21 protein-coding genes are annotated in these 23,837 nt (G+C 70.9%); 13 read left to right on the plus strand and 8 right to left on the minus strand.

Features of this window, described 5'->3' with window-relative positions; translation table 11 throughout:
• Nucleotides 1-5: 5 nt before the first annotated feature.
• A complete protein-coding gene (locus tag A6048_RS16805) occupies nucleotides 6-851 on the plus strand; it encodes an MBL fold metallo-hydrolase (RefSeq protein ID WP_107746969.1) in 846 nt (281 codons plus the stop codon).
• On the opposite strand, the gene A6048_RS16810 is transcribed toward A6048_RS16805, so the two are convergent.
• The gene (locus A6048_RS16810; protein ID WP_107746970.1) at nucleotides 848-1,483 is read right to left on the minus strand and encodes a TetR/AcrR family transcriptional regulator; all 636 of its coding nucleotides are present in this window, start codon (nucleotides 1,481-1,483) and stop codon (nucleotides 848-850) included. The two genes, A6048_RS16805 and A6048_RS16810, sit on opposite strands and share 4 nt — an antisense overlap.
• Nucleotides 1,476-4,040 (minus strand): MMPL family transporter, encoded by a 2,565-nt coding sequence (locus A6048_RS16815; RefSeq protein ID WP_107746971.1) that lies wholly within the window; start codon nucleotides 4,038-4,040, stop codon nucleotides 1,476-1,478. The genes A6048_RS16810 and A6048_RS16815 overlap by 8 nt, the downstream gene beginning before the upstream one ends.
• A gap of 234 nt (nucleotides 4,041-4,274) precedes the next feature.
• Between A6048_RS16815 and A6048_RS16820 the strand changes: the two genes are divergently transcribed.
• The 11 genes from A6048_RS16820 (at nucleotide 4,275) to A6048_RS16870 (ending at nucleotide 15,723) form a co-directional block, all read left to right on the plus strand.
• Nucleotides 4,275-5,669, plus strand: a complete 1,395-nt coding sequence (locus tag A6048_RS16820) for a rhodanese-like domain-containing protein (RefSeq protein WP_107746972.1) — start codon at nucleotides 4,275-4,277, stop codon at nucleotides 5,667-5,669.
• Nucleotides 5,670-5,823: 154 nt separating this feature from the next.
• Complete coding sequence (locus tag A6048_RS16825) at nucleotides 5,824-6,420, plus strand: rhodanese-like domain-containing protein (RefSeq protein ID WP_107746973.1); 597 nt, start codon at nucleotides 5,824-5,826, stop codon at nucleotides 6,418-6,420.
• Between the two features lie 48 nt (nucleotides 6,421-6,468).
• Nucleotides 6,469-7,350: a sulfite exporter TauE/SafE family protein gene (locus A6048_RS16830; RefSeq protein WP_107746974.1), complete on the plus strand. Its 882-nt coding sequence runs from the start codon at nucleotides 6,469-6,471 to the stop codon at nucleotides 7,348-7,350.
• 225 nt (nucleotides 7,351-7,575) lie between these two features.
• Nucleotides 7,576-8,121: a DUF421 domain-containing protein gene (locus tag A6048_RS16835; RefSeq protein WP_107746975.1), complete on the plus strand. Its 546-nt coding sequence runs from the start codon at nucleotides 7,576-7,578 to the stop codon at nucleotides 8,119-8,121.
• 78 nt (nucleotides 8,122-8,199) lie between these two features.
• A complete protein-coding gene (locus tag A6048_RS16840; RefSeq protein ID WP_107746976.1) occupies nucleotides 8,200-9,087 on the plus strand; it encodes a hypothetical protein in 888 nt (295 codons plus the stop codon).
• A complete protein-coding gene (locus A6048_RS16845) occupies nucleotides 9,080-10,855 on the plus strand; it encodes a GMC family oxidoreductase N-terminal domain-containing protein (protein ID WP_107746977.1) in 1,776 nt (591 codons plus the stop codon). Before A6048_RS16840 ends, A6048_RS16845 begins: the two co-directional genes overlap by 8 nt.
• 158 nt (nucleotides 10,856-11,013) lie before the next feature.
• Nucleotides 11,014-12,000, plus strand: a complete 987-nt coding sequence (locus tag A6048_RS16850; protein WP_107746978.1) for a linear amide C-N hydrolase — start codon at nucleotides 11,014-11,016, stop codon at nucleotides 11,998-12,000.
• Nucleotides 12,001-12,138: 138 nt separating this feature from the next.
• Nucleotides 12,139-12,870, plus strand: a complete 732-nt coding sequence (locus A6048_RS16855; RefSeq protein WP_235027551.1) for a siderophore-interacting protein — start codon at nucleotides 12,139-12,141, stop codon at nucleotides 12,868-12,870.
• 104 nt (nucleotides 12,871-12,974) lie between these two features.
• Nucleotides 12,975-13,958 (plus strand): ABC transporter substrate-binding protein, encoded by a 984-nt coding sequence (locus A6048_RS16860; protein ID WP_107746980.1) that lies wholly within the window; start codon nucleotides 12,975-12,977, stop codon nucleotides 13,956-13,958.
• Nucleotides 13,955-14,929 carry an ABC transporter permease gene (locus A6048_RS16865; protein WP_107746981.1) on the plus strand — a complete coding sequence of 325 codons (975 nt, stop codon included), beginning with the start codon at nucleotides 13,955-13,957 and terminating at the stop codon, nucleotides 14,927-14,929. Before A6048_RS16860 ends, A6048_RS16865 begins: the two co-directional genes overlap by 4 nt.
• 2 nt (nucleotides 14,930-14,931) lie before the next feature.
• The gene (locus tag A6048_RS16870) at nucleotides 14,932-15,723 is read left to right on the plus strand and encodes an ABC transporter ATP-binding protein (RefSeq protein WP_107746982.1); all 792 of its coding nucleotides are present in this window, start codon (nucleotides 14,932-14,934) and stop codon (nucleotides 15,721-15,723) included.
• Between the two features lie 106 nt (nucleotides 15,724-15,829).
• Here the strand turns inward: A6048_RS16870 and A6048_RS16875 are convergent, their stop codons facing one another.
• The 6 genes from A6048_RS16875 to A6048_RS16900 all read right to left on the minus strand — a co-directional run bounded on the left by A6048_RS16875 (nucleotide 15,830) and on the right by A6048_RS16900 (nucleotide 22,320).
• The gene (locus A6048_RS16875) at nucleotides 15,830-16,714 is read right to left on the minus strand and encodes a glycosyltransferase family 2 protein (RefSeq protein ID WP_107746983.1); all 885 of its coding nucleotides are present in this window, start codon (nucleotides 16,712-16,714) and stop codon (nucleotides 15,830-15,832) included.
• Entirely contained in the window at nucleotides 16,711-17,772 is a 1,062-nt protein-coding gene (locus A6048_RS16880; protein WP_107746984.1) for a glycosyltransferase, read from the minus strand. The genes A6048_RS16875 and A6048_RS16880 overlap by 4 nt, the downstream gene beginning before the upstream one ends.
• Nucleotides 17,769-18,869 carry a glycosyltransferase gene (locus tag A6048_RS16885; RefSeq protein WP_107746985.1) on the minus strand — a complete coding sequence of 367 codons (1,101 nt, stop codon included), beginning with the start codon at nucleotides 18,867-18,869 and terminating at the stop codon, nucleotides 17,769-17,771. Before A6048_RS16885 ends, A6048_RS16880 begins: the two co-directional genes overlap by 4 nt.
• Before the next feature lie 220 nt (nucleotides 18,870-19,089).
• Nucleotides 19,090-20,412: a glycosyltransferase gene (locus tag A6048_RS16890; RefSeq protein ID WP_244911026.1), complete on the minus strand. Its 1,323-nt coding sequence runs from the start codon at nucleotides 20,410-20,412 to the stop codon at nucleotides 19,090-19,092.
• Between the two features lie 25 nt (nucleotides 20,413-20,437).
• Nucleotides 20,438-21,457 (minus strand): glycosyltransferase family protein, encoded by a 1,020-nt coding sequence (locus A6048_RS16895; protein WP_107746986.1) that lies wholly within the window; start codon nucleotides 21,455-21,457, stop codon nucleotides 20,438-20,440.
• Nucleotides 21,454-22,320 (minus strand): WcbI family polysaccharide biosynthesis putative acetyltransferase, encoded by an 867-nt coding sequence (locus A6048_RS16900; RefSeq protein WP_107746987.1) that lies wholly within the window; start codon nucleotides 22,318-22,320, stop codon nucleotides 21,454-21,456. The genes A6048_RS16895 and A6048_RS16900 overlap by 4 nt, the downstream gene beginning before the upstream one ends.
• Before the next feature lie 133 nt (nucleotides 22,321-22,453).
• Here A6048_RS16900 and A6048_RS16905 point away from each other — a divergent pair, with 133 nt between their 5' ends.
• On the plus strand, nucleotides 22,454-23,641 hold the full coding sequence (locus A6048_RS16905) for a glycosyltransferase (protein WP_235027415.1): 1,188 nt from the start codon (nucleotides 22,454-22,456) through the stop codon (nucleotides 23,639-23,641).
• Nucleotides 23,642-23,837 lie beyond the last annotated feature (196 nt).

Here is a 23,837-nt window from a genome sequence, read left to right on the forward strand (position 1 = left end):
GCCTGATGGAGATCGTGCTGCTGGGCACCGGCGCCGCCGACGGGTGGCCCAACCCGTTCTGCCGCTGCGGCTCCTGCCTCGACGCTTTGCGGCGCGGGGAGGTGCGCGGCCAGACCGCCGCACTGGTCGACGACGAGCTGCTGATCGACTGCGGGCCCGAGGTTCCGGGTGCCGCGCTACGTCATGGCCGGACGCTCGCGGGGGTCAGACATCTGCTCATCACCCACGCCCACTCCGACCACCTCGGCCCCCAGGCCCTGCTCTCCCGCTCCTGGGTCGAGGGGACCGACGAGCTCGAGGTGGTTGGCCCTCCCGGCGCGCTCGAGGTGTGCAGGCCCTGGGTCGGCCCCGGGGACCCGGTGCGATTCGTGCCGGTCGCGGCCGGGGACCGGATCGCCGTCGGCGGCTATGACGTGCGTGTCCTGCCCGCCCGACACCGGGTGTTCGACGACGGCGACGCGGTGCTCTACGACGTGACCGGCCCCGACGGCGTGCGGGTTCTCTGGGCGACCGACACCGGCCCGTGGCCCGCCGGATGGTTCGCGGCCGTGCGGGAGGCCGGATTCGACGCGGTGTTCCTCGAGGAGACCCTGGGCGACCGCGAGGACATCTCCGACGCCCATCTCGGACTGGGGAGATTCGGTCGCGTGATCCGGTCGCTGCGGTCCGTCGGGGCCGTCGACGACCACACCGACGTCGTGGCCGTGCACCTCGGCCACCACAACCCGCCACTCGACCGGCTGCTCCCGCGGCTGCGCGAGCACGGGGCCCGGCCGGGAGCGGACGGCGAGGTGGTCAGCTGCGGCGCCTCCGGCCCGACCCGCATCGCACCCCCGACGCGGCAGCCCTAGTCGGAACCGCCCCTGTCCGAACCGCCCCGGAACTCCCGCCCGGTCCCGCGTTCGAGGAGGTCGAAGGCCTCGTCGAGGAAGGCCGTCGGGTCGTGGTCCGCGTCCTGGCCCGGCGCCCCCGCGGGCGGTTGGTGTCTGAGCACCGACGCCCCTGCCGCCAACCCCAGGTCCATGATCACGCGGACCCGGAACGCACTCAGGTGGGGCGCCCGACGGCAGACCGCCTCGTACAGCGGATCGAGGATGCTCTCAGCACAGGGCCGCTCCTCGGTGTTCATCAGCAGCACGACCTGCTCACCGACCACGAGGAGGTTCTCCGCCGCGACGATGTCGTCCTGAGAGCGGCCGTAGGACTCCCGGAAGATCGAGCGCAGGACGTCGAGCGGCGACATCCCCGCCGGCGCCTGGTCGACCCGACGGACCCATTCGGCGACCTGCTCGCGGAGGAAGTGCACGAACGCGTCCTCGCGGTGGGCGAAGTAGTTGTGGAACGTGCGGGTGGAGACCCCGGCCCGGTCCGCGATGGCCGAGACCGTCGCCCCCTCCGCACCCTCGGCGACCAGCAGTTCGACCGCGGCCACCGAGAGGCGCGTGCGGGTGTCGGCCTTCTTCCGCTCCCGGAGATTAGTCATCGGTCCGGGTCCCGGTACCACCGCCGTCTGAGTCGCCCCGCAGCTCGTGCCTGCCTGCTCCCGGGGACTGGTCGGCGACGGTGTCGGTCGAGTGCCGGCCGCCGACGAGTGCTGCGTCGCGGTCGGTGCCGGCAGCGGCGGCGGCGTTGCCGTCGTCTTCTGAGCCGTCGTCTTCTGTGCCGGAACCGTCTGTGCCGGAACCGTCTGTGCCGGAGCCCGGCCCACGCTGCGCGGACCCCTCGGAGGTCTCGAGGGCTGATCCCTCGACGTCGACGGTGGGCAGGATCCGGTCCAGCCAGCGCGGCAGGCCCCAGGCCCGCTCACCGAGGAGGAACATCACCGCCGGGATGATCGTCATGCGCACGACGAAGGCGTCGAAGAGCACGGCGACCGCCAACGCGAAGCCCATCACCTTGATGAACTGCTCGTCGATCGTCATGAAGGCGGCGAAGACGCTGATCATGATCAACGCGGCGGCGGTCACCACCCGGGCTCCGTGCTTGAAGCCGTTGGCGACCGCATTGTGTGCGGTCTTGCCGTGCACCCAGCCCTCGCGCATCCTCGTCACGAGGAAGACCTGGTAGTCCATGGCGAGTCCGAACACGATACCGATGAGCATGATCGGCAGGAAGCTGATGATCGGCTGCGGGTCGGAGATGATCCCACCCCATCCCTCCTGCCAGATCGCGACGGTGAGCCCGAAGGTCGCCGCCACCGACAGGCCGAAGCCCAGCGCGGCGATCAACGGCACCCAGATCGACCGGAATACCAGCATCAGCAGGACGAACGCGAGGGCGAGCACGATGCCGACGTACGGCAGCAGGACCTCGGTGAGCCGCTCGGAGATGTCCTCGTAGATCGGCGTGACACCGGTGACGGAGTAGGTCCCCCCGGTCTGCTGCTCGAAGCCCGCCGCGCCGGACCTGATCTCCTCCAGGACATCCGAGGCCCGCTCGTCCGTGGCCCCGTACTCGGGCGTGACGAGCACCTGTGCCGCATCGCCCGCCTCGTTGGTCTCGATGATCTGTGCGTTCTCGACCCCGTCGAGGGCCTGGATGTCCGCGACGGCGGTGGACCACGCCGCCGGACGCTCCTCCTCGGGAACCGCGAGGGTGTCGACGAGCGCGATCATCGGGGCGTTGCGGCCGGGGCCGAACGCCTCGTCCGTGATGTCGTACGCGATGCGGTTCGGGGTGTCCGGGGCCATCGTGCCGTCGGACGGCATGGCCAGCCGCAGCTGCACCGCCGGCAGCGCCAACAGCAGGAGCAACAGGACACCCGCGGTCGCGAAGATCACCGGGCGTGCGCGGATGCGGCGCACCCACTGCAGGCCCATCGTCGGCTTCTCGTCCTCCGGGTCCGGAGCCTTGACACCCCGGACGCGCGCGGCGAAGACCTTGGTGCCGACGGCACCGAGGATGGCCGGGAGCAACGTGATCGCGACGAGTACGGCGATCGCGACCGTGGCCGCCGCGGACAGCGCCATCGCGGTGAGGAACGGGATATTGATGATCGACAACGCGGCGAGCGCGATGAACACCGTCAGGCCTGCGAAGACGACGGCCGAGCCGGCCTTGCCGACCGCGAGTCCGGCGAGGTGCGCCCGTTGACGGAAATCGATCTCCTTCAACTTGTCGGCCAGCTCCGCCGGCTCGAGATCGTTGCCGCCGATGTGTTTGACCAGCTCGGTCCGGAAGCGGGAGACGATGAACAGCGCGTAGTCGATGCCCACGGCGAGACCGATCATCGACGCCAGGGTCGGCGTCATGGTGTTGATCGTGTCCGTGAACGAGGTGGCGGCGAAGATGCCGCCGATGCCGATCCCGACCCCGATGACGCCGGTGAGCAGCGGCATGCCCGCGGCGATCAGCGAACCGAAGGTGATGATGAGGATCACGGCGGCGACCGCGATGCCGATGAGTTCGCCGATGGCGCTGATCTCGGTCATCTGGAAGGCGTTGCCGGAGTACGCGATCGTGAGTTCGCCGTCGTGGTCGGCGACGACGTCCGCGAAGGCCTCACGGTCCTCGGCCTGGACATCCGTGGTGGTCTCGGCGGCGAACTGGATCTGGACCGTGCCGGTCGTCTCATCCGCGCTCAGCGGGCTCAGGGCCGCGATGTCCGCCTCGATCTGCTCGGGCGGCATTCCCTGCTCGGCCTTGGCCGCGGTGAGCTGCTCCGTCATGCCCTCGGCCGCGACCACCGGGTTGACCAAGGTGTCGGTCGCCGTGAGGAAGTCCAGCTCCCGCACCTCGGCGAGGAAGGAATCGACGTCCTCAGTCACCGCCGGGTCGGTGAGGGTGCTGCCCTCCGGAGCCCGGATGACGACGGTCCCCGTCGGGGCGTCGAGCTGGTTCCCGGCCCCGGCGAATCTCTCCTGCATCTCCTCCTGGGTCTCGATCGACTCCAGACCCGGGATCGAGAAGGTGGTGCTGGTCTGCTGGGACAACGTGGCCGCAGCGGTGCCGACGCCGACGATCAGCAGCATCCAGGCTGCGATGAACCGCCATCTGAACAGATAGGCGGACCGCCCGATGCGGTAGAGGAATGACGCCATGCGCTGGCTCCTGGTGCGTAGGTGCGGTTAGCGAACCCCCGAAGTTTTGCACGACAACTGCACCATTGCACAGCCAGTGCAACTAGATGTGGCGCACGCCACCCCCTCCGCGACCCACCGAGCGGAGAACCGTCCCGTCCAGATACCCCCCACAGTGTCTTGCGCATACCCCCCGGGGTATGTACTGTCGTGTCAGACCCACCGCAGGGAACCCCGATCGACAAGGAGAGCCCCATGCTTCTCGAACGCATCTACGACGAGGACCTGGCCCAGGCCGGTTACTTCATCGGCTGCCAGGCCAAGGGCGAGGCCGTCGTGGTCGACGCCCGTCGCGACATCCGCCAGTACCTCGACCTGGCCGCGCAGCACGGGATGACCATCACCGCCGTGACCGAGACCCATATCCACGCCGACTACCTCTCGGGCACCCGCGAGCTGGCCGAGGCCACGGGCGCGCGGGCCTACGTCTCCGGCGAGGGCGGCGACGACTGGCAGTACGGCTTCGAGGCCGAGCGGCTGCACCACGGTGACCGGCTCACGCTGGGCAACATCACCGTCGAGGCGGTGCACACGCCGGGCCACACCCCGGAGCACCTGTCCTTCCTGATCACCGACGGCGCCTTCGCCGATACCCCCGGGTACATGCTGACCGGCGACTTCGTCTTCTCCGGAGACCTCGGCCGACCGGACCTGCTCGACGAGGCGGCCGGCGGGATCGACACCCGTTTCGAAGGCGCCAAGGACATCTTCCGCAGCCTGAAGAAGTCCTTCCTCACACTGCCGGACCACGTCCAGGTCTTCCCCGGCCACGGCTCGGGTAGCGCCTGCGGCAAGGCCCTGGGCGCGCTGCCGTCGACCAGCGTCGGCTACGAACGCCGCTACGCCTGGTGGGGCGCATACCTCGAGCGGGACGACGAACAGGGCTTCGTCTCCGAGCTGCTCGAGGGCCAGCCCGACGCACACGCCTACTTCGGACGCATGAAGCGGCAGAACCGGGACGGCCCGGCCGTGCTCGGCCCGCTGGCCCCGCTACGCGAGTACGACACGGCCGAGCTCGCCGACGCGCTCGAGTCAGGTCAGGTCGTCGTCGTCGACACCCGCGACCAGGACCAGGTCCACGCCGGCACGGTGCCCGGGGCGCTCAACGTCCCCGGCATCGACAAGGCCGCCTCGTTCGGCGCCTGGGTCTACGACCCCGAGCGCGAGGACACGCCCCTGGTGGTCCTGGCCGAGGACACCGAGATGGCCGAGACGCTGCGCGATCACCTGTTGCGGGTCGGCATCGACACGGTCACCGGCTACACGACCACCTTCGAGGGTCTGCCCATGACGACTCCCGAGATGATCCGGCCCGACGAGCTCGGCTCCTTCGACGCCGCGATGGTCCTGGACGTGCGCAACAAGACCGAGCACGCCGACGGTCACGTCCCGGGATCCGAGCAGCTCAGTGGCGGCCGGGTGCTGTGGAACCTCGACCGGCTCCCGGCCGACGGGCCGATCGTGACGTACTGCCAGAGCGGCGTCCGCAACTCGGTCGCGGCCAGTGCGCTGCGCCGCGCCGGCTACCGCGTGGTCGAGCTCGAGGGCAGCTACGCCGCCTGGTCCGAGCGACACCTCGCGACCGTCTGACCAGGGCCGCCGACGCCAGACCCCCCCAACCACCGACCCACCAACGCCTGACCCACCAACGCCGGGGGCCGGATCACCCGTCCGGCCCCCGGTTCGGCGGCGACCCGCCGTCACAAGTCCCCCTGTCATCAACAAGGAAGTCCTCCCCACACCCATGCTCTCCACCCTCACCACCGCGCCCACCATCTCCCCCGCCGACCTGCGCGAGGCGATGGACGGCGACGTCCCACCCACCGTCATCGACGTGCGGTCACCGGTCGAGTACTCCTCGGTCCACATCCGCGGCTCCTACAACGTCCCCCTCCCGCTCCTGGCTGAGCACGGTGAGGAGTTCGCCTCCCGCCTACCGGGTCAGGTCGTCCTCATCTGCCAGTCGGGGAACCGGGCACGCCAGGCCAACGAGCGCCTCGAAGCCGTCGGGATCCACCCCGACTCGGTCACGGTGCTCGACGGTGGCATCGCCGCGTTCGAGTCGGCAGGCGGCGAGGTCGTCCGCGGACGCGGCCCCTGGGCCATGGACCGCCAGGTCCGCATGGCCGCGGGGTCGCTGGTCCTGGCGGGCGTCACCGCCACGAAGGTGGTCTCACCCAAGTTCGTCTACCTCGCCGGCGCGATCGGCGCCGGGTTGACCTACTCGGCCGCGAGCAATTCCTGCGCCATGGCGGCGGCGCTGTCCAGGATGCCGTGGAACCGCTCGGCCTCCGAACCGGAACTCGGCACCGTCCTGGACTCGCTCCCCGACCGCTCCTGACCCACCCCATTCCCCACACCGGCTCCCCCGCCGGAGAGAGGCACCCTCATGGAGATCACCATGATCATCGTCGTGGCACTGGCCGTCCTGGTCGGGCTGTCCCTGGGCCTGCTCGGCGGGGGCGGTTCCATCCTGGTCGTCCCGCTGCTGACCTACGTCGGCGGTCTCGACCCCAAGGAGGCGATCGCGACCTCCCTGTTCGTGGTCGGTGCCACCTCGCTGGCCAGCCTCGTGGGGCACGCCCGAAAGGGCAGGGTCCGGTGGCGGACGGGGTTGATCTTCGGTGCGGCCGGGATGGTCGGCGCGTTCCTCGGCGGCCTGGCCGGCGGCCGCATCCCCGGCACCTTCCTGATGATCGCCTTCGCCGTGATGATGATCGCCACCGCGGGCGCGATGATCCGGGGACGCAAGGACCGCGACGGCGAGAGCCAGACACATCAGCACCCGTTGTGGCGGATCCTGCTGGACGGGCTCGTGGTGGGCGCCGCGACAGGATTGGTGGGTGCCGGCGGCGGATTCCTCGTGGTCCCGGCCCTCGTGCTCCTGGCCGGCCTACCGATGGCCGCCGCGGTCGGCACCTCGCTGCTCGTGATCTCCATGAAGTCGTTCGCCGGGCTGGGTGGTTACCTGACCTCGGTCAGCCTGGACTGGCCGCTCGTCGCCGCGGTCACCGCGGCCGCGATCCTCGGTTCGCTGGTGGGCGTCCGGCTCACCTCCGTGGTGCCGGAAAAGGCGCTGCGGAAGGGTTTCGGATACTTCGTCCTGCTCATGGGCGCCTTCGTCCTGTCCCAGGAACTGCCCTTCCCGGCCGCACCGATCATCCTGGGCACGGTCGCGGTCCTGGCCACAGCCGCGGCGATCTGCATGCTCGGGTTCAAGGAGCGCTGCCCGCTCCGGCCGACCACACCGGTCGCCGTCAGCATGGCCTGACACCGGTCCGGTGTGACACCGGCCGGTCCTCCGCCTCGACCGCGCGGCTCCGGCCGTGCGGTCGAGGCCGTTGTCGTCTAAGGCGCCGTCGTCTAAGGCGTTGGCGTCGAGGCGTTGCCGTCGAAGGCGTTGTTGTCGAAGGCGTTGCCGTCGAAGCCGTTGCAGTCGAGGGTGCTCGGCCGGGGCCGGTTGCCCTCTCACCGAGGTGCGCGCACGATGCGCGGCATGGACTCCACATTGATCTGGGACGGCTGGGAGCCGGTCGTCCACTCCGCTGTCATGGTCGTCTGCGGCTTCATCGCCCTCGTATTGATCCTCCGCGTATCCGGCCCACGGACGATGGCCAAGATGACCCCTCTGGACTTCATCGTCGCCGTGACCATCGGGTCAGCCTTCGGCCGTACGCTCACCGCCACCTCCGTCCCCCTGGCCCAGACGGTGCTCGTGCTGGCCCTCCTGGTGGGGATCCAGTGGGTCTTCGCGGCCGCTCGCGCCAAGTCGAGGCGGGTGCGGGCACTGCTCGACAACCCCCCGGTTCTCCTCTACTACCAGGGGCGGATCCAGGACCGGGCCCTGCGGAGCCACCGCCTCCTCGAGGAGGATGTCCACACCGCCGCCCGGCAATCCGGGAAGGGATCCCTCGAACAGGTGGCCGCGGTGATCCTCCAACAGGACGGCAGTCTGGGGGTGATCGGCCGCGACGACCTCGGCGACGCCTCGAGCCTGCTGCCGTACACCGGACGGGCCGACATACACCACAACGAAGGATAAGAAAAGCCTCTCGTTGCGGTAGCATGATCAAAATCACACAGTTTCGGTTGCTTTCCTCCCCTAAGGAAAGGCCTGACCGTGGACCACTTCAACCGGAGGGCGTTCCTCGCACGGGCGTCGCTATTCGGAACTTTCGTCGGCGCGGGCGTCGCCCTGCCGGGAACCCTGGGTAACTCGCTGGGACCGGTGGGTCGCGCGAACGCGCAAACCGGCAGCGCCGTCCTCGACGCGGTCGAGGCGTTCTCCCTCGACACGATGCGGGGCCTGTGCGTGATGGTCATGCCCGGCCCGGACGAGTGGTCACGGCAACAGGGCACCCCACGTACCGACCCCGGTCCCATCGAGGGCGGTGGCGGCGAGTTCATGAAGGACCTCTTCGACAACTACCTGGGCATGGGCGACCAACTCGCCCGCCCGCTCGCCCTGGGGATAGCCCAGGCACTCTCCGACATGGGGATCCAGACGGCGCCCTTCCTGGGACTGAGCGAGCCCGACGGCCGCCGGATCGACCAGGTGCTCGGTTACGTCTACAGCGATCGGGTGCTCCCGCTCTCCCTCCCCGTGGCGCTCCTGCTCAACACGGGCGCGTTGCTCGCCGCCCCACAATCGATCGTCGGACCGCTGGGCTCCCCGTTCTCACGACTCTCCCTGACCGACAAACTCCGCGTCCTCGAGGGGATCGAGGGGCCGGTACCGCAGCTCGTCTCGATCATCGACGGAGCGTTGCCGGTCCCGCTGCGCGGGTCCGCATCGGGATTCCTCCGCTTCGCCGGCGGCATCCTCCTCGAGGGGACCGCCTTCGGCGTGTATTCGGAGCAGAACAACTACAACCCCGCGACCAGGACGGTCGACCCACGTCCGGTCCCCTGGGACCTCACCGGGTACCGACCGAACGGCCTGGTCGACGGTCACGACGAGTTCATCGGCTACTACCAGAATCGAACGGAGGTGCCGGCGGATGCGTGACGTCATCGTCATCGGCGCAGGAGGCGGCGGCCCGGTGGTCGCCGCGGAACTGGCGGGACGCGGGCTGGACGTCCTCGTACTGGAGGGCGGCCCCCGCCAGGCCGATCCGGAGAACCAGTGGTCCCACGCGGAGAACGACGCCAACAACCCGAACAACGGTTTCCTCCGCTTCGGCCCCGAGGACCGCTCAAAGCCGGCGTGGTTCCGCGAATGGACCACCAACCTGTTCACCTGGCAGCTGTCCGGGGTGGGCGGCACCACCCAGCACTACTACGGCAACAGCCCGCGCCCCATGCCCGGCGTCTTCCGCGGCTACGCCGGGGCCGACGCGGCCGAATACGACACCGGCCACCTCTTCCCGTTCACCTACGACGAGTTCGTGCCCTACCTCGAATGGGTCGAGGCCACACTCCCCGTCGAGACCGCCGCGATGGGGACCAAGGAGGCGCTGACCTTCCGGGGTTGCGAGAGCTACGGTCTACCCCTCCAGACTTCCAGGAACATCACTCGGAACGCCTTTCGGCCTCAGCAGAACGCGATCCTCCAACCCGGAGGCACCGCCGGCACGACCGACCGTTCCGACCTGCTCGCCTACCCGCAGGCCACCGGATGCACCTTCTGCGGCCACTGCTTCCAGGGGTGCTACCTGCCCAGGCAGGCGCCGCGGAACCAGTTCGCCAAACGCTCGACCGACAACAGCTACGTCCCGCTCGGCCTGTCCGCCGACGCGATCCGCCCCGGTGGTCGGGCCTTCGAGTTGATCGCGGACAGCTTCGTGCAGTCGATCCGCCACGAGCAGGAGGGCGCACACACGGTGGCCCGGGGGGTGACGTGGCGCAACAACACCACCGGGGAGATCTTCTCCGAGGACGCACGGGTCGTCGTCCTCGCCGGCGGCGCCACCGAGAGCCCGCGACTGTGGTTCAACAGCGGCCTCCCCAATCCCAACGACTGGGTCGGCCGTGGGCACACCGACCACTTCTTCGACTGGGTGGTGGGCAGCTTCGACGAGTACACGGGCAACTCCAAGGGCGCGAACTCCTCAGCACGAATGGACTTCCCCGGTCGCGGCGGAATCGAGAACGTCGGGCTGGGCCCGGCGATCCAGGCATTCGCACTCTCCCTCTCCGACTCGGGCGCCCGTGGCTTCTACAACAACGGCCGCGGATTCACCGGCCCCTGGGACGGACCGGCAGGCCGCCTGGTGGGCAACGAGCTCAAGGACCTGATGATGGGCGGGATCGACAACCTGCTCAACTTCCTGGTCATCACCGACGACCACGTGGAACCGGGCAACCGCATCACCCCGTCGCTCTTTCCCGCCGATGAGAACGGGGCACCGGCAAAGATCGACGTGTCCCTCCGACACCGCACGCGCCGCACTCTCGAAAACCGGGAGTTCATGGTCCACCGCGCGGCCGAGATCATGCGCGCCGCCGGAGCCAAGAAGGTCTACCGACTCGACTGGGCTCCGCTACTGCTGCACGTGCACTCCTCGATGCGGATGGGCGAGTCCGACCAGAACTCGGTGCTCGACGCCAACGCGGAGGCCCGGTGGGTCAAGCGGTTGTTCATCGCCGACAACTCGGCGCTGGCCAACTCGCTCGGCGGACCCAACCCCACCCTGGCGACCCAGGCGCTCGCGACCCGCACGGCGGAGAGGATCTTCCAGATGTACTTCGGCGGGGACTCCTGGGTGGACAAGGAGGCCCCGGTGGTGAGTACTGACGCCAGGATCTCGGCCCGGATGAACGCGATGGGACTCTAGTCGCCCGTTCGCGTCGTAATCCGTGTTCGCCACCCATCCCGTCCACCCGTTCCGTGTGCGCGACCCATCCCGTCCACCCGTTCCGTGTTCGCGACCCGCTCCGGGCCCGAAGTGCTACTTTTTCTTCATCTTCGGTCAACGGCGCGGGAAGGCAACCTATGTGCACGAGAACGCTCTGGTCTCCGGGCGAGGACCTCGTCCTGGCCGGCCGCGCCATGGACTACGGGGTCGATGTGCGGACCAACCTGTGGGCGTTTCCCCGGGGGATCGACCGCGACAACGGGGTCGATGACACGCTGCGCTGGACCTCGACGTACGGCAGCGTCGTGGCCGCCGCCTATGACGTGGCGAGCACGGACGGGATCAACGAGGCGGGCCTGGCCGGGCATCTGCTGTGGCTCGCGGAGTCCGAGTACGGCGAGCGCGATCCGGACCGTCCGGCGTTGAGCGCCTCCGCGTGGGTGCAGTACATGCTGGACAACTTCGCGACCGTCGCCGAGGCCGTGGACTGGATGCGCCAGTCCCGGGTCCAGATCCGGACCTCGGGAGATCCGGTCACCGGCCAGACCGTGACCGTCCACCTGGCGCTCGACGACCGCAGCGGCGACTCGGCGATCATCGAATACATCGACGGCGAACCCCACATCTGGCATGACCGGGCCTACACGGTGATGACCAATTCGCCGCCGTTCGCCGAGCAACTCGAGCGGCTCCGCGAGATCGAGGGCTTCGGCGGTGACCGCCCGCTTCCCGGCGGTACGGACGCCGACGAGCGGTTCGCCCGCGCGGCCTTCTACCTGGACCGACTCCCGGCTCCCGCAGATCGGACGGGGGCCGTCGCGGAGTTGCTGAGCGTGATGCGCAACGCGTCGCAACCGTTCCGCATGCCGGATCCGGACCAGCCGAACGCCTCCACCACCCTGTGGCGGACCATCACCGACCACGTCGACGGTGTGTACGTCTTCGAGAACACCGGGCGACCCAACATCGTGTGGGTCCGGCTCGGGCACCTCGACTTCTCCGAGGGCGCGCCGGTCCGCAAGCTCGACCTCGTGGCCGACACCGGCCTCGAGGGGGGACTGGTCGGGGAGGTCACCGCGCACTTCGAGGTGTCGGCCCCCATGGAGTTCCTCCGCGCGTCCTGACCCCGGCATCGCGCCGCTCGCGGCCCGGACTGGCAGGATAGGGTTACCTAACTAAAGGAGACCCTCGTGGCACGCGAACGCAAGAACCCCACCCCGACCACCCTCACCGTGCTCCGGTCCGAGACCGTGAGCGCCCACATGGTGCGGGTCGTCCTCGGAGGCACGGGATTCGACACCTTCGCCCCCCGTTCCGAGACCGACAGCTACGTCAAGCTCGAGATCCCCTCCGAGGACGGCCCCGTGGTGCGCACCTACACCGTGCGCCGGGTCGACCCGGCGGCGCGGGAGATCTGGATCGACTTCGTCGTCCACGGCGACCAGGGCGTCGCCGGACCCTGGGCTCAGACCGTCACCCCGGGGACCGATGTCGCCGTCCGCGGACCGGGCGGGGGTTACCGGCCCGACCCCGAGGCCGACTTCCACCTCCTCGCCGGGGACGAGACCGCGGTCCCCGCGATCTCCGCCGCCCTGGAGTCCCTGCCGTCGGACTCCGTGGGGGCGGTGTTCCTGGAGGTGTGGGACGACGACGACGAGGTGGCTCTCACCGCTCCGGCGGGTGTGCAGATCACCTGGCTGCACCGCGGCGCCTCCTCGGCCGATGTCGGCCACGGCGTGATCGACGGCGACGCCCCGCTCGTCACCGCGGTGCGGGAGATGCCGTGGCCGGACGGTGACGTCCAGGTGTTCGTGCACGGTGAGGCGGAGACCGTGATGAAGCACCTCCGCCCCTTCCTGCGCTCCGAGCGCGGTGTCCCCGCCGGTCGGGCCTCGATCTCCGGATACTGGCGGCGGGGCCGCACCGAGGAGGGTTTCCGCACCTGGAAACGCGAGCTGGCGGAATCGGAGCCGGATCAGCAACCTGTCAGGTGAGTCCCGGGTTACGCGGTCGGGGTGACCCGGTACCCTCATGTGCCAGCACTGTTAACGCATCCGGCCCCTCACGCTCACCCGTGACCGTAGACAAGGCATGGCACATGGCATTCTCACGCGCGACGCTCTTCACCGGACTGGTGGCCACCTCGGCGCTCGTCCTCGCAGGCTGCACCGGCGGTTCCGACGATGACGCCGCCGACGGCGGCGCCGAGTCCTACTCGATCGGCATCAATCAGCTCGTCCAGCACCCCGCGCTCGACGCGGCCACCGCGGGCTTCAAGGAGGCCTTCTCCGACGCCGGCGTCGAGGTGGAGTTCAACGAGCAGAACGCCAACGGCGAGCAGGCCACCGCCCTGACCATCGCCCAGCAGTTCGCCGCGGACGATCTGGACCTCACCCTGGCGGTGGCGACCCCGGCCGCCCAGGCGATGGCCCAGAACATCATCAACATCCCGCTGCTGTTCACCGCGGTCACGGACCCGGTCTCGGCCGAGCTCGTCGACTCGATGGAGGCGCCGGGCGCCAACGTCACCGGCACCTCGGACGCCGCGCCGATCGACGAGCAGCTCGAACTGCTCAAGGAGATCGTCCCCGGCGCCGAGCGCGTCGGCATCGTCTACGCCTCCGGTGAGGTCAACTCGCAGGTCCAGGTGGACCAGGCCGAGGAGGCCGCCGGCCCGCTCGACCTGGAGATCGTCACCCAGACCGTCACCACGGTCAACGAGATCCAGCAGGCCGTCGAGGCGCTCGGCGACGTCGACGCGATCTACGTCCCGACCGACAACATGGTCGTCTCCGGTATCGCCTCTCTCGTCCAGGTCGCCGAGACCAAGCAGATCCCCGTGATCGCCGCGGAGGAGGGCACCGTCGAGGGCGGCGCCGTCGCCACGCTGGGTATCGACTACACCGAGCTGGGTCGCCAGACCGGCGAGATGGCGCTGCGCATCCTGCGCGACGGCGAGGACCCGGCCACCATGCCGGTCGAGACCGCGACCGAGTTCACCTACGTGGTCAACGAGGCCGCCGCCGAGCGTCAGGGCGTCACCATCCCCGAGGACGTCCTCGCCGAGGCCGAGCGCAAGTGATCGGGGCCGTCGAGTTAGGCCTCATCTACGGGGTCATGGCACTCGGGGTCTTTCTGACCTTCCGGGTGCTCAACTTCCCGGACCTGACTGTCGACGGCAGCTTCACCACCGGCGCCGCCACCGCGGCGATGGCAATACTCGCCGGCTGGAACCCGGTGCTCGCGACCCTCGCGGGTTTCGTCACCGGGTTCCTCGCCGGAGTGGTCACCGGCCTGTTGCACACCAAGGGCAAGATCGACGGCCTCCTCGCGGGCATCCTCACCATGATCGCGCTGTGGTCGGTCAACCTGCGCATCATGGACGGCGCCAACGTGCCGCTCCTCCGCCAGACCACGGCCTTCACCCCCATGCGCGAGGCCGGGATCCTGGGCACGGAGGCGAGCGTCGCCATTCTGGCCGCGGCCGTGGCGCTGCTCGGCCTCGTCGTCGTCTGGTTCCTCACCACCAACCTCGGCCTGTCCATCCGTGCGACGGGGGACAACGGCCCGATGATCTCCTCGTTCGGCGTCTCCACCGACTTCACCAAGACCCTCACCCTGGCCCTGTCCAACGGGCTGGTGGGGATGTGCGGCGCACTGGTGGCCCAGTACCAGGGCTTCGCGGACATCTCCATGGGCGTCGGGCTCATCCTGGTGGGCCTGGCCTCGGTGATCCTGGGTCAGGCGATCCTCGGCCAGCGCAGGCTCTTCTTCGCCGTGTTCGCCGTGATCGTGGGCGCGGTGCTCTACCGCCTCATCATCTTCGCGGCCCTGGAGGTGGGTCTGAACCCCAACGACATGAAGGCCATCACGGCCATTCTCGTCGTGATCGCGCTACTCGTGCCCAGGTGGAGAACCATAGGCGGGCGGTTCGGCCGCACACCCACCACCCCGGTCGCCGCCAACGAGCGTGCGCTGGCGGGCACCGGGACCGCCGTCGACACCGACCCCGAATCGGCCGACGCCGCCGCGACCGGCTCCAAGGAGACGTGACGATGCTGACCGTCAACGATGTGTCCAAGACCTTCTTCCCGGGCACCGTCAACGAGCGCAGGGCACTCCACCAGCTCAGCCTCACGTTGGCCGAGGGCGACTTCGTCACCGTGATCGGCTCCAACGGCGCCGGGAAGTCAACTCTGCTCAACGCCGTGTCCGGGCGCCTGATCGCCGATGGCGGCAGTATCGAGATCGACGGGAAGAACGTCACCCGGCTACCCGACCACCGGCGCGCGAAGTACGTCGGCCGCGTCTTCCAGGACCCCCTGGCCGGGACCGCGCCCAACCTCACCATCGAGGAGAACCTGTCGCTCGCGTTCCTGCGAGGGCGGCGGCGGGGGCTGGGGCCGGGCCTCGGGAAGAAGCGTCGGGTGCAGTTCGTCGAGCAGCTCTCCATGCTCGAGCTGGGACTCGAGGACCGGCTCACCGCCAAGGTCGGGCTGCTCTCGGGCGGTCAGCGACAGGCGCTCTCACTGCTCATGGCCGGGTTCACCCAACCGCGGATCATGTTGCTCGACGAGCACACCGCGGCGCTCGACCCGCAGCGCGCCGAGCTGGTCACCACGCTCACCCAGCGGATCGTCGACACCGGCGGGCTCACCACGCTCATGGTCACGCACAACATGGAGCAGGCGATCCGGCTGGGCAATCGGCTGATCATGATGCACGAGGGGCAGATCGTCTACGAGGCGGACGCCGCGACAAAGTCCTCACTCACCGTGCAGGATCTGCTGCGCGAGTTCACCAAGATCAAGGGCGCCACCCTCTCGGACCAGGCGTTCCTGGGCTGAGGTCGCACCTACCCGCCCGGCGCTCGCCCCGCCCCGCCGCCCATCGAGAAGAGCTCCGTACACCCGCGTCTCGGGCGATGCGTGCGGAACGCTCTTCTCATCGGGTTCAGCCCTCGTTTCCGGGGCGGCCGTCCTCAGCGTTCCGGCGTGCGGGGACGGCCTCCCACCCGTCGCCGAGGCGCCGGACCAGCCCCATCCGCTCGAACTGGTCGAACCAGCCCGGAGCAGGCCACTCCCCCCAGCGCTCGGCGTAGTGTGCGCCGTTGCGCAGCAGGTCCTCCAGGTGTTCCACCGGCGGATCGGACACCGGATGCCACCGGTGATAGGCGTGGGCGCCCGCCACCAGCACCACCGGGACCCTCCGGTACAGCAGTCGGCGACCGAAGTCGGTGTCCTCCGCGCCGTATCCCGTGTACTGCTCGTCGAACGCGCCAAAGTCCGTGCGGAGGCGCTTCCAGAGGTCGGCGCGCAGGGCGAAGGACAGCGACCAGAACATCCCGAACTCGTCGGCCTCGAGTCGCCGGAGGCCCTGCTCGGGGAATGGCCGCGCCGCGTGCGGGTCGGTGAGGGCAGCCAGTTCGGCGGGGTCCGGTGCGCCGGCGCCTTCCGGCAGGTAGGTGACCGGGCCCATCCCCACCGAGTCGGGCGGCAGCTCCGCGTACCGTGAGCCCAGCTCCGGGCCGGGTATGCAGTCCACGTCCAGGAAGATGACCAGGTCGGCGCCGGCCTCCACCGCCCGGTCCCCTCCCGTGTTCCGGCAGCGGGCCACCGGCAGGTCCCGTCCCGCCGGCACCTCCAGTGGGTCCGCACCGTCCGCGGCGAGTTCGGCCGCCAGTTGCGCACTACCGGGCCGTTCGGGCAGCACCACCACGTGGTGGGCGCCCGGCAGGTGCGCGGTCAATGCCCGGCGCTGTGACCGCAGGTGCCCGGCCCGCGCCGGGGTGCACACGGTCACCACGGCAACCGACGACGGTGAGGGATCGAATGTCATCGTGCACGGACTCCCGGGTCCGACGACACCGTCTCCAGCACCGCCGCCAACCGCTCGGCCGCGCCGTCGATCTCCCATGCCTCCCGCAGGCCCGAGCCCGCACCCGGCGTCGACCGCGACCGTTCGAGAGTCCGACGTACCGCGCTGATGCGGTCCTCGACGGAGGAGTCACGACCGACGACGGCTCCGTGGCCGAGACCCTCGAGCTTCGCGGCGGTGTCGTCCTGCTCGGCGAAGGGCCGCTCCTCGGGCACCGCGACCACGTGGGCGTCGGCGGCGGCGAGGTCGGCCACCGAGCTCTGACCGGCCGCGCTGATCACCACGTCGGCCCGGCACAGCTCGGCCCACGGGTCGGAGATCCAGCGACCACCGGGCCCGCCGAGTTCCACCCACTCCACCTCGCCGAGTTCCTCGCGGACGGCGTCCCACCGATGGTCACGGCCTTCTCCCCCGCTGCCCCGCAGGTGCAGTACGCGAGGTCGACCGTGGCCTCTGTCCGCCGGAACCGGGTGGCGGCCGGCGAACCTCGAGACCCCGCCCACCGGGATCAGCGGATCGGCGGCCCCGGCCGGCACGGGCGCCCCCGCCGAGCGAGGCCAGCCGGCGACCAGCGCCGAGCACACGGCATGTGCCAGTGCGTGCGGGGCGTCGTCGCGTCGGCCGGGGAGCACGGTGGAGACCACGGGCGTGCCGGTCAGGCGGGCGGCCAGAGTGACCTCGACCGAGATGTCGGTCCACATCACGGTCGGCCGGTGGGTGTCGATCCATCCGGTCAGCATCGCCGTCCGCTGCCGCAGGCCCGGTTGGCCCAGCGGCGCCCAGTGCAGGCGACCACCGGCGGTCGGTTCGAGGACGTGGTCGATGGTCCCGGCCACGGCTCCAGGTCCGTCGTGGTCCAGGGGCAGCGGCAGGATCCGGATGCGAGCGGGATCCGGGTTCACGCCGTCCCCGACGTCTGCGGAGGTCAGGATGGTGACCTCATCGTCCATGGCGGCGGCCACGGCGAACGCACGCTGGAGGTGTCCGTTCCCGTGATGGTGCGCGTACACCCCGATCACGGGGCGGCTCCGACCGGAAGCCCTCTCAACTGCGCTTCGACACGGTCGATCCGCCGCTCGTGGGAGAAGGCGGCGGCGGCGGCGCGCGCTGTGGCCACCCGGTCGAGGGTCAGAGCCGCGGGGATGGCCGCGGACAGGGCGGAGGCCGGATCTCGGCCCGGGTCGACCAGCACCACGCCGGGCTGCCCGCTGAGGATCTCGCGGATCCCGCCGCGGGCGAGCGCGACCACCGGGGTTCCGCAGGCCAGCGCCTCGACGGCGGTCAGCCCGAAGGGCTCCTCCCAGCACGGGGTCACCAGGGCCACCGAGGCTCCCGCGACGAGCGGGACCAGCGCGTCGCGCCCGAGTGCACCGTGATAGCGGACCGCGCTCGCCGCGTCACGCAGGCGAGGGGCGAGCACTCTACGCATGTAGTGTTCATCGCCGATCCGGCCGGCAAGGTCGAGCGTCATCCCGGCACTCAGGGCGGCGTCGACCGCCAGGTGCGGCGCCTTCTCCGGCACTATGCGCCCGCACCACACCGCGCGCGGCGGGGCCGCTGCCGTGGCGCGTGGCCGCCAGATCCGCGTGTCCACTCCGTTGGGGACCACCTCCGCACCCTGGGGCACCCGCCACGAGCTGAGCACCGAGCGACTGACGGCCTGGACCTGTCCCGTCGCCTCGCCGAGCAGGTCGAAGGCGTCCTGCATCGGGCCGAGCCGCGGGCAGTGCAAGGTGGTGATCATGCGGGCGTGCAGGTCCGCGGCGCGGATCAGGGGGACGTGGCTCAGGCTGTGGTTGAGGACCACGTCGAACCCGGAACCGACCAGGTGGTCCATCAACCGGTCGAACTCGCCGGCGTCGGCCTCGTAGCCGCCCGGCGGGTAGAAGCTGTCCCCGAAACCGGACACGCCGGTCATCGAGGTGAACTGGAACCTCGGGTCGTGGCCCTCGCTGCCGGCGGCGGCGAACAGCGTCACGCTGTGCCCACGCTTGCGCAGGGCCTGCACCTCCTTGGCCACCACCACCTCGAGGCCACCGGCGTACGGCTCCCGGATGGGGAACCGCGAAGGTCCGATCACCGCGATGTTCAACGGGTCGTCGTTCTGGGCGTCCACGGGCCCCCTCTCGCCTCGGTCGCGCCGGCCGATCCGGCTGTCCCTGCTGCTCTGGGCATTCCCGATCGCAGTCGGTTTTCCCTGATCTCCGATGGTGACCCCCCGGGGGGCCTGCCGCCACCGGAGGGGCAGCGGCGGGGTGGGCGGCCCCGGGGCCCCGCCGGTCAGGCACAGGTCAGGCGCAGGTCAGGCGCCGGTCAGGCACAGGTCGGCAGCGGGGTCACCAGCCGCCGAGGATCCGCTCGAGCCGCACCCCCGCGCCGTCTGCTCCGAAGGTCGTGACCCCCACCTCCGCCGCCGGGATCGCGGCCGGCGCGCCGGGGCGGTCACCCCAGAGCTGCTCCCGGGCCAGGGCTCGCGAGGTGCGGATCGTCGCGAGGACGCGCCCCTCGTCGTCGTCGACGGTGACGCTTCCCACGGGTGGGCACAGGGCGCGCAACCGTTCCGGGTCGAGCGCCCCGAGCGCGCAGGGACGGAGGATGTCGACCAGGACCTCGGGACGACGACGAGGACCCGCCCCCCGCGTCCCCGCTTCCCACCACGGGCCGCGCCCGGCGAGTCGGACCCGGGGGTCGGCAGCGAAGAGTTCGGCGATCTCGGCGGCGTCGGGGCTGGCGGGGTCGGCGCTCACCGCCACGTCGGCCCAGCGCAGGAGCGAGGCGCACGTCGCCGCGTCGGCCCCGCTCCCCGCGTGCCCGGAATGGAGGTGAACCGCGATGAGCGGGACCTCGAAGATTCCGCCGGCCGGCCGGGTGAGCGGGGAGACGATGAGCGGGGCCAGGCGGGCGGACTCGGCGTTCTTCTGGGCCAGGTGGTCGGGGTCGTCCTCCGCGCGCCCGCCCCAGTCCGGGCCGTCGTGCCAGGCCACGGCGTCGGGGACGTGGCGCAGTCGGCCGCCGACCTGCTCGCAGCGCCAGGCCAGGTCCCAGTCCTCGCCGCCGTAGCCGACGATGTCGGGATCGAACCCCCCGGACAGGTCGTAGAGGCGTCGGTGGAGCCCGAACACCGCCGAGAGCACCCCTCGCCACAGCCCCGCGCGCCACCCGCCCTCGTCACGGGTGAGGTCCTCGGTCTCGGCGTAGAACGAGGCGGGCCACGCCGGGTCGGGGAGGACCTCGGCAGGATCGAGGTCGGCGCGGTCGGGGTCGGCGAGGTCGGCGAACCGCCCGTACCGGCGCCGGCCCACCACCAGCAGGTCCGGGTTCCCATCGAGCGCCGCGAGCAGGGTGGCCACGTAGCCGGGCCCGGGGACGGTGTCGCCGTCGAGGAACAGAATGAGTTCGCCGTCCCCGGCCCCGGCCCCCAGGTGACGGGCGGCGGAGGCCCGGAAGCCGAGGTCGGCTTGCCTGACCACGGTGACCTCCGGCGGGACGGTCGGCGGGGTGGGCGAGCCGTCGTCGGCCACGATCACCCGCGGTGGCTGGGCGAGGCCGGTCTGGCGGCGCAGAGCGGACAGGATCCGGTCGAGCATCCGCTGGTCCCGGTAGTACGGGATCACCACGTCAACGCTCATCGTGTCCGCGCTCGCCTGGCCCACGCTCACCGGTCCACCTCCACAGATCGAGCGGTCACGCCGACCACCGCTCCCACACCCGCAGGTACGAGCGGCCCAGCTCCGCGAGACCGGGTTCGGGCGGTTCGACGCGGGTCGGGGATGGGTCGTCGAGCAGTCGCCGCAGTTCACCCGGGAGGTCGGTGGCGTCGGTGAGCAGCAGGGATCCCGGGCGCCTGTGCTCCATCTCGCGGGTGTAGTCCGAGGCGCTGACGAGAGGACGGCGGCCGGCGGCGGCCCAGGTGTTGATCGAGCCCGACGCCGACACGTTGCGGAACAAGGCGACGGGCACGGTCACTTCACCGAGGACGCGGGCGAGCTCGTCGTCGTCGATACGCCCGGTCACCTCTGCGCGACCACCCGCCGCCCTGACGGTCTCCATCGCGGTCCGCACGTAGTCCTCGTGGCCTTCGGCCGGCACTCCGAGGAGACGCAGGGTGATCGCACGGTCACCGGCGGTGGCGAGCTCGGCGACCGCGGCCGCCACGAGGTCGACCGCCTTGCCGGGGTGCAGGAAGCCGAAGACCCCCACAGACCGCTCGTCAGGTCGGAGCTCGACCGTCAGCGACCCGGGGCGGCCGAGGTCGGGAACGGGCAGGGGGATGACGGCGTCGACGGCGATCCCCGCGGCGGCGCAGAGGTGGCGCTCGTGCTCGGAACTCACCACGACCAGGCCAGCGGCCGCCGCGATCCGCCGGTAGGCCAGCGTCCGACGCAGGCACCGCTCGGTGCCCTCGGCCGGCTGCGGCACGTCGTGCAGCGTCACGCCGATCGGTCGATCCCGGGCCAGCGACTCGAGGGCCTCGGCGGCCTCGTCCGGTGTCGCCCCGAACAGCGAGTCTGTGACGTGCAGGTGCACGGCGCTGCCGGGCCCAACGTTCGGGGCGTCGGCCAGGGCGTCGGCCAGTTGCGCGATGTCCGCCACCTCGAGCAGCGGGGTCCCGGCGGCGTGAGCGCAGTCGGCGGCGAATCGGGTCACCCCGTGCGCCGGCGGGCCGAGGGCGATCGTCAGCGGCAGGGTCGACGATGCTGTCACCGGAGCCCCAGCATCTCGATGCGGTCGGCGTGGCGCCGAAGGCCCTCCTCGACCACCCCCGGCGTGGACGCGTACCAGGCCAGATGGGCGTTCACGACCTCGCCGGCGGGGACGGCGACGCCGTCGACACGCCAGTCGCGCGGACCGGTCTCCGGAAGACCGAGGGCGCGCTCGACGGCCCGGTCCACGGGCGCCCTCGTGGCGCCGAGAGGTTCGCGATCACCTATCCGGGGCGGGGGGTCGATCAGGCCCGGGGGCAGTGCTGCGAGGACGCGGTCGAAGACTTCGGCCAGGGTGTGGCGGTCCGGATGATTGATGGTGTGCCACCGCGGAATGCCCTCGAGCAGGTCCGAGGCGGTCAGGGTGCCGTGGGCGTTCTCGCGGGCCCGGAGCGCGTCGACGGACTCCCGAGCCGACGCGTGCGCCTGATCGGAATCGGGCGCGGCCTCGAGCACGTCCCGATCCCCGGTCGCGGCGGCCACGATCGCCCGTAGGTCGTGATACGGGGCGATCGGCGGGACGAGAGAGCGGTCGCGAGGGGGTCGGATCAGCACCTGGTACGGGTGCAGCCCGGCGTATCGCAACACCGGAACCAGGACCACCGTCGCCGAGGCCGGCAACTGCGCTGCGAGCTGACGGTGGCCCAGCGGCAGGTCGCGGTAGTCGTCCCGGACGGGCTGGACGATCAGCACATCGGTACGGGCGAGGTCGGCGTGCAGCCCGGGGATGTCGCCAGGGGCCATCTCGTAGACCGGCCGGACGTCAGTCACCGCAACCCCGTCGGCGGAGCGCAGCAGGTCACGGTAGACGTCGGCCTGGCAGTTGCCGATCACCATGACGGACGGCTGGACGGGGGTGCTCACCGCGCCGAGCGTATGCAGGCCCCCAGGTGGCGGCAACCGGCCCGCGTGTGGGTGCCTCGTTAGGGCGGTGTGGGTGCCCGCAGTACGGGCGTCAGGAGTACGGATGGCAGGAGTACGGATGGCAGGAGTGCGGATGGCAGTGCTCGAGTGGCAGGGTGACGGGGTGAACCCCAGCGACTCCTCGACCCCGGTCCCGCTCCGGGTCCGGGTCCGGTCGATCCCCGCCGGCCACGACTACGTGCGCCACGCCGTCGGGTCCGCGGCGGGGGTCCTGGTGCTCGACGACCCCCTGCTCGATCCCGCCGACCCGGGTCGGTGGTGGCCGCACCCGGCGCTCGAAGCAGCGGAGCGCCCCGAGGTGCTCGACGGCGCCGACCTCGTGCACGTGCACTTCGGCTACGAGCACCGCTCCCCGGGGCAGGTCGCGGGGTTCGTCTCCGCCGTCCGGGGCCGCGGCCTGCCCCTGGTGGTGACCGTGCACGATCTCCGGAATCCACACGAGGCGGACCCGGCCGCGCACCTGGAGCGGACGGGACACCTGGTACGCGGAGCAGATGCGGTGATCACGCTGACCGAGGGCGCGGCGGACGAGATCCGGCGACGATGGGGGGCGAACGCGCAGGTCATCCCCCATCCACGACTCATGCCTGCCGGGACCACCGAGCCGTACCGACTCCGCCGACTCGACCGAACCCGGCTCAGGCAGCCCGGTCACCCCAGCCGACTCCAGGGCTCCGGACCGGTCGGGCGTCCCGCCGGGGGGCGGATCGTGGGCGTCGTCATGGGCTCGTTGCGGGCCGGGATCGCCGCCGAGGGCCTGCTCCCGCACCTGGCCGATGCGCTTCCCGACGGGGTCGCTCTGGTGGTGATGGTGCGCGCGACCGCCCTCACCGCCGCTCGCGCCCCCGACCACGCCCGGCACGAGGCGGCTCTCGCACTGGACCGCCTCGCCGAGCGCCCGGACATCGAGATCCGCCCGCACGACCTGCTGACCGACGACGAGTTGTGCCGGTCCCTCGCCGGGTTCGACGCCCTGGTCCTGCCCCACCGCCACGGAACGCACTCCGGGTGGCTGGAGCTGTGCCGCGACCTGGGCCTGCCGCCGGTCATCCCGGATGTCGGATATCTGGTCGAGCAGTGGGGCTCCGACACGGGCCGCTACGACCCCGAGGATCCTCGGGTAGACGAACTGCGCCGGGCGTTGGCCGCCGCCCTCTCCGCACCTCCCGTCCCCGCACGCGCCGCAGATGCCGAAGACGAGGCGGTCGCCGCGGCCCACACCGCGCTCTACCGGGGCACGGTCCAGACGGCCTGCTCGTGAGCCCACTCCCCGCACTCGGCGCACTCGCCGAAAGGTCACACCTGATCACGTTTTCCCAGGTGACCTGACTCGGATCGCCACATTCGTGACCACTCGGCGGGGGGCAGACGAGCGGGGGCGAGCGGGCGCCCGGGCGCGCGGGCCGGGGCGAGCGGGCGCGCGGGCGCGGGCCGGGGCGGGGTGGGCGCAGGGGCGC

Origin of the sequence: Dietzia psychralcaliphila (assembly GCF_003096095.1) — a bacterium.
In the GTDB taxonomy this organism is placed as follows: Bacteria; Actinomycetota; Actinomycetes; order Mycobacteriales; family Mycobacteriaceae; genus Dietzia; species Dietzia psychralcaliphila.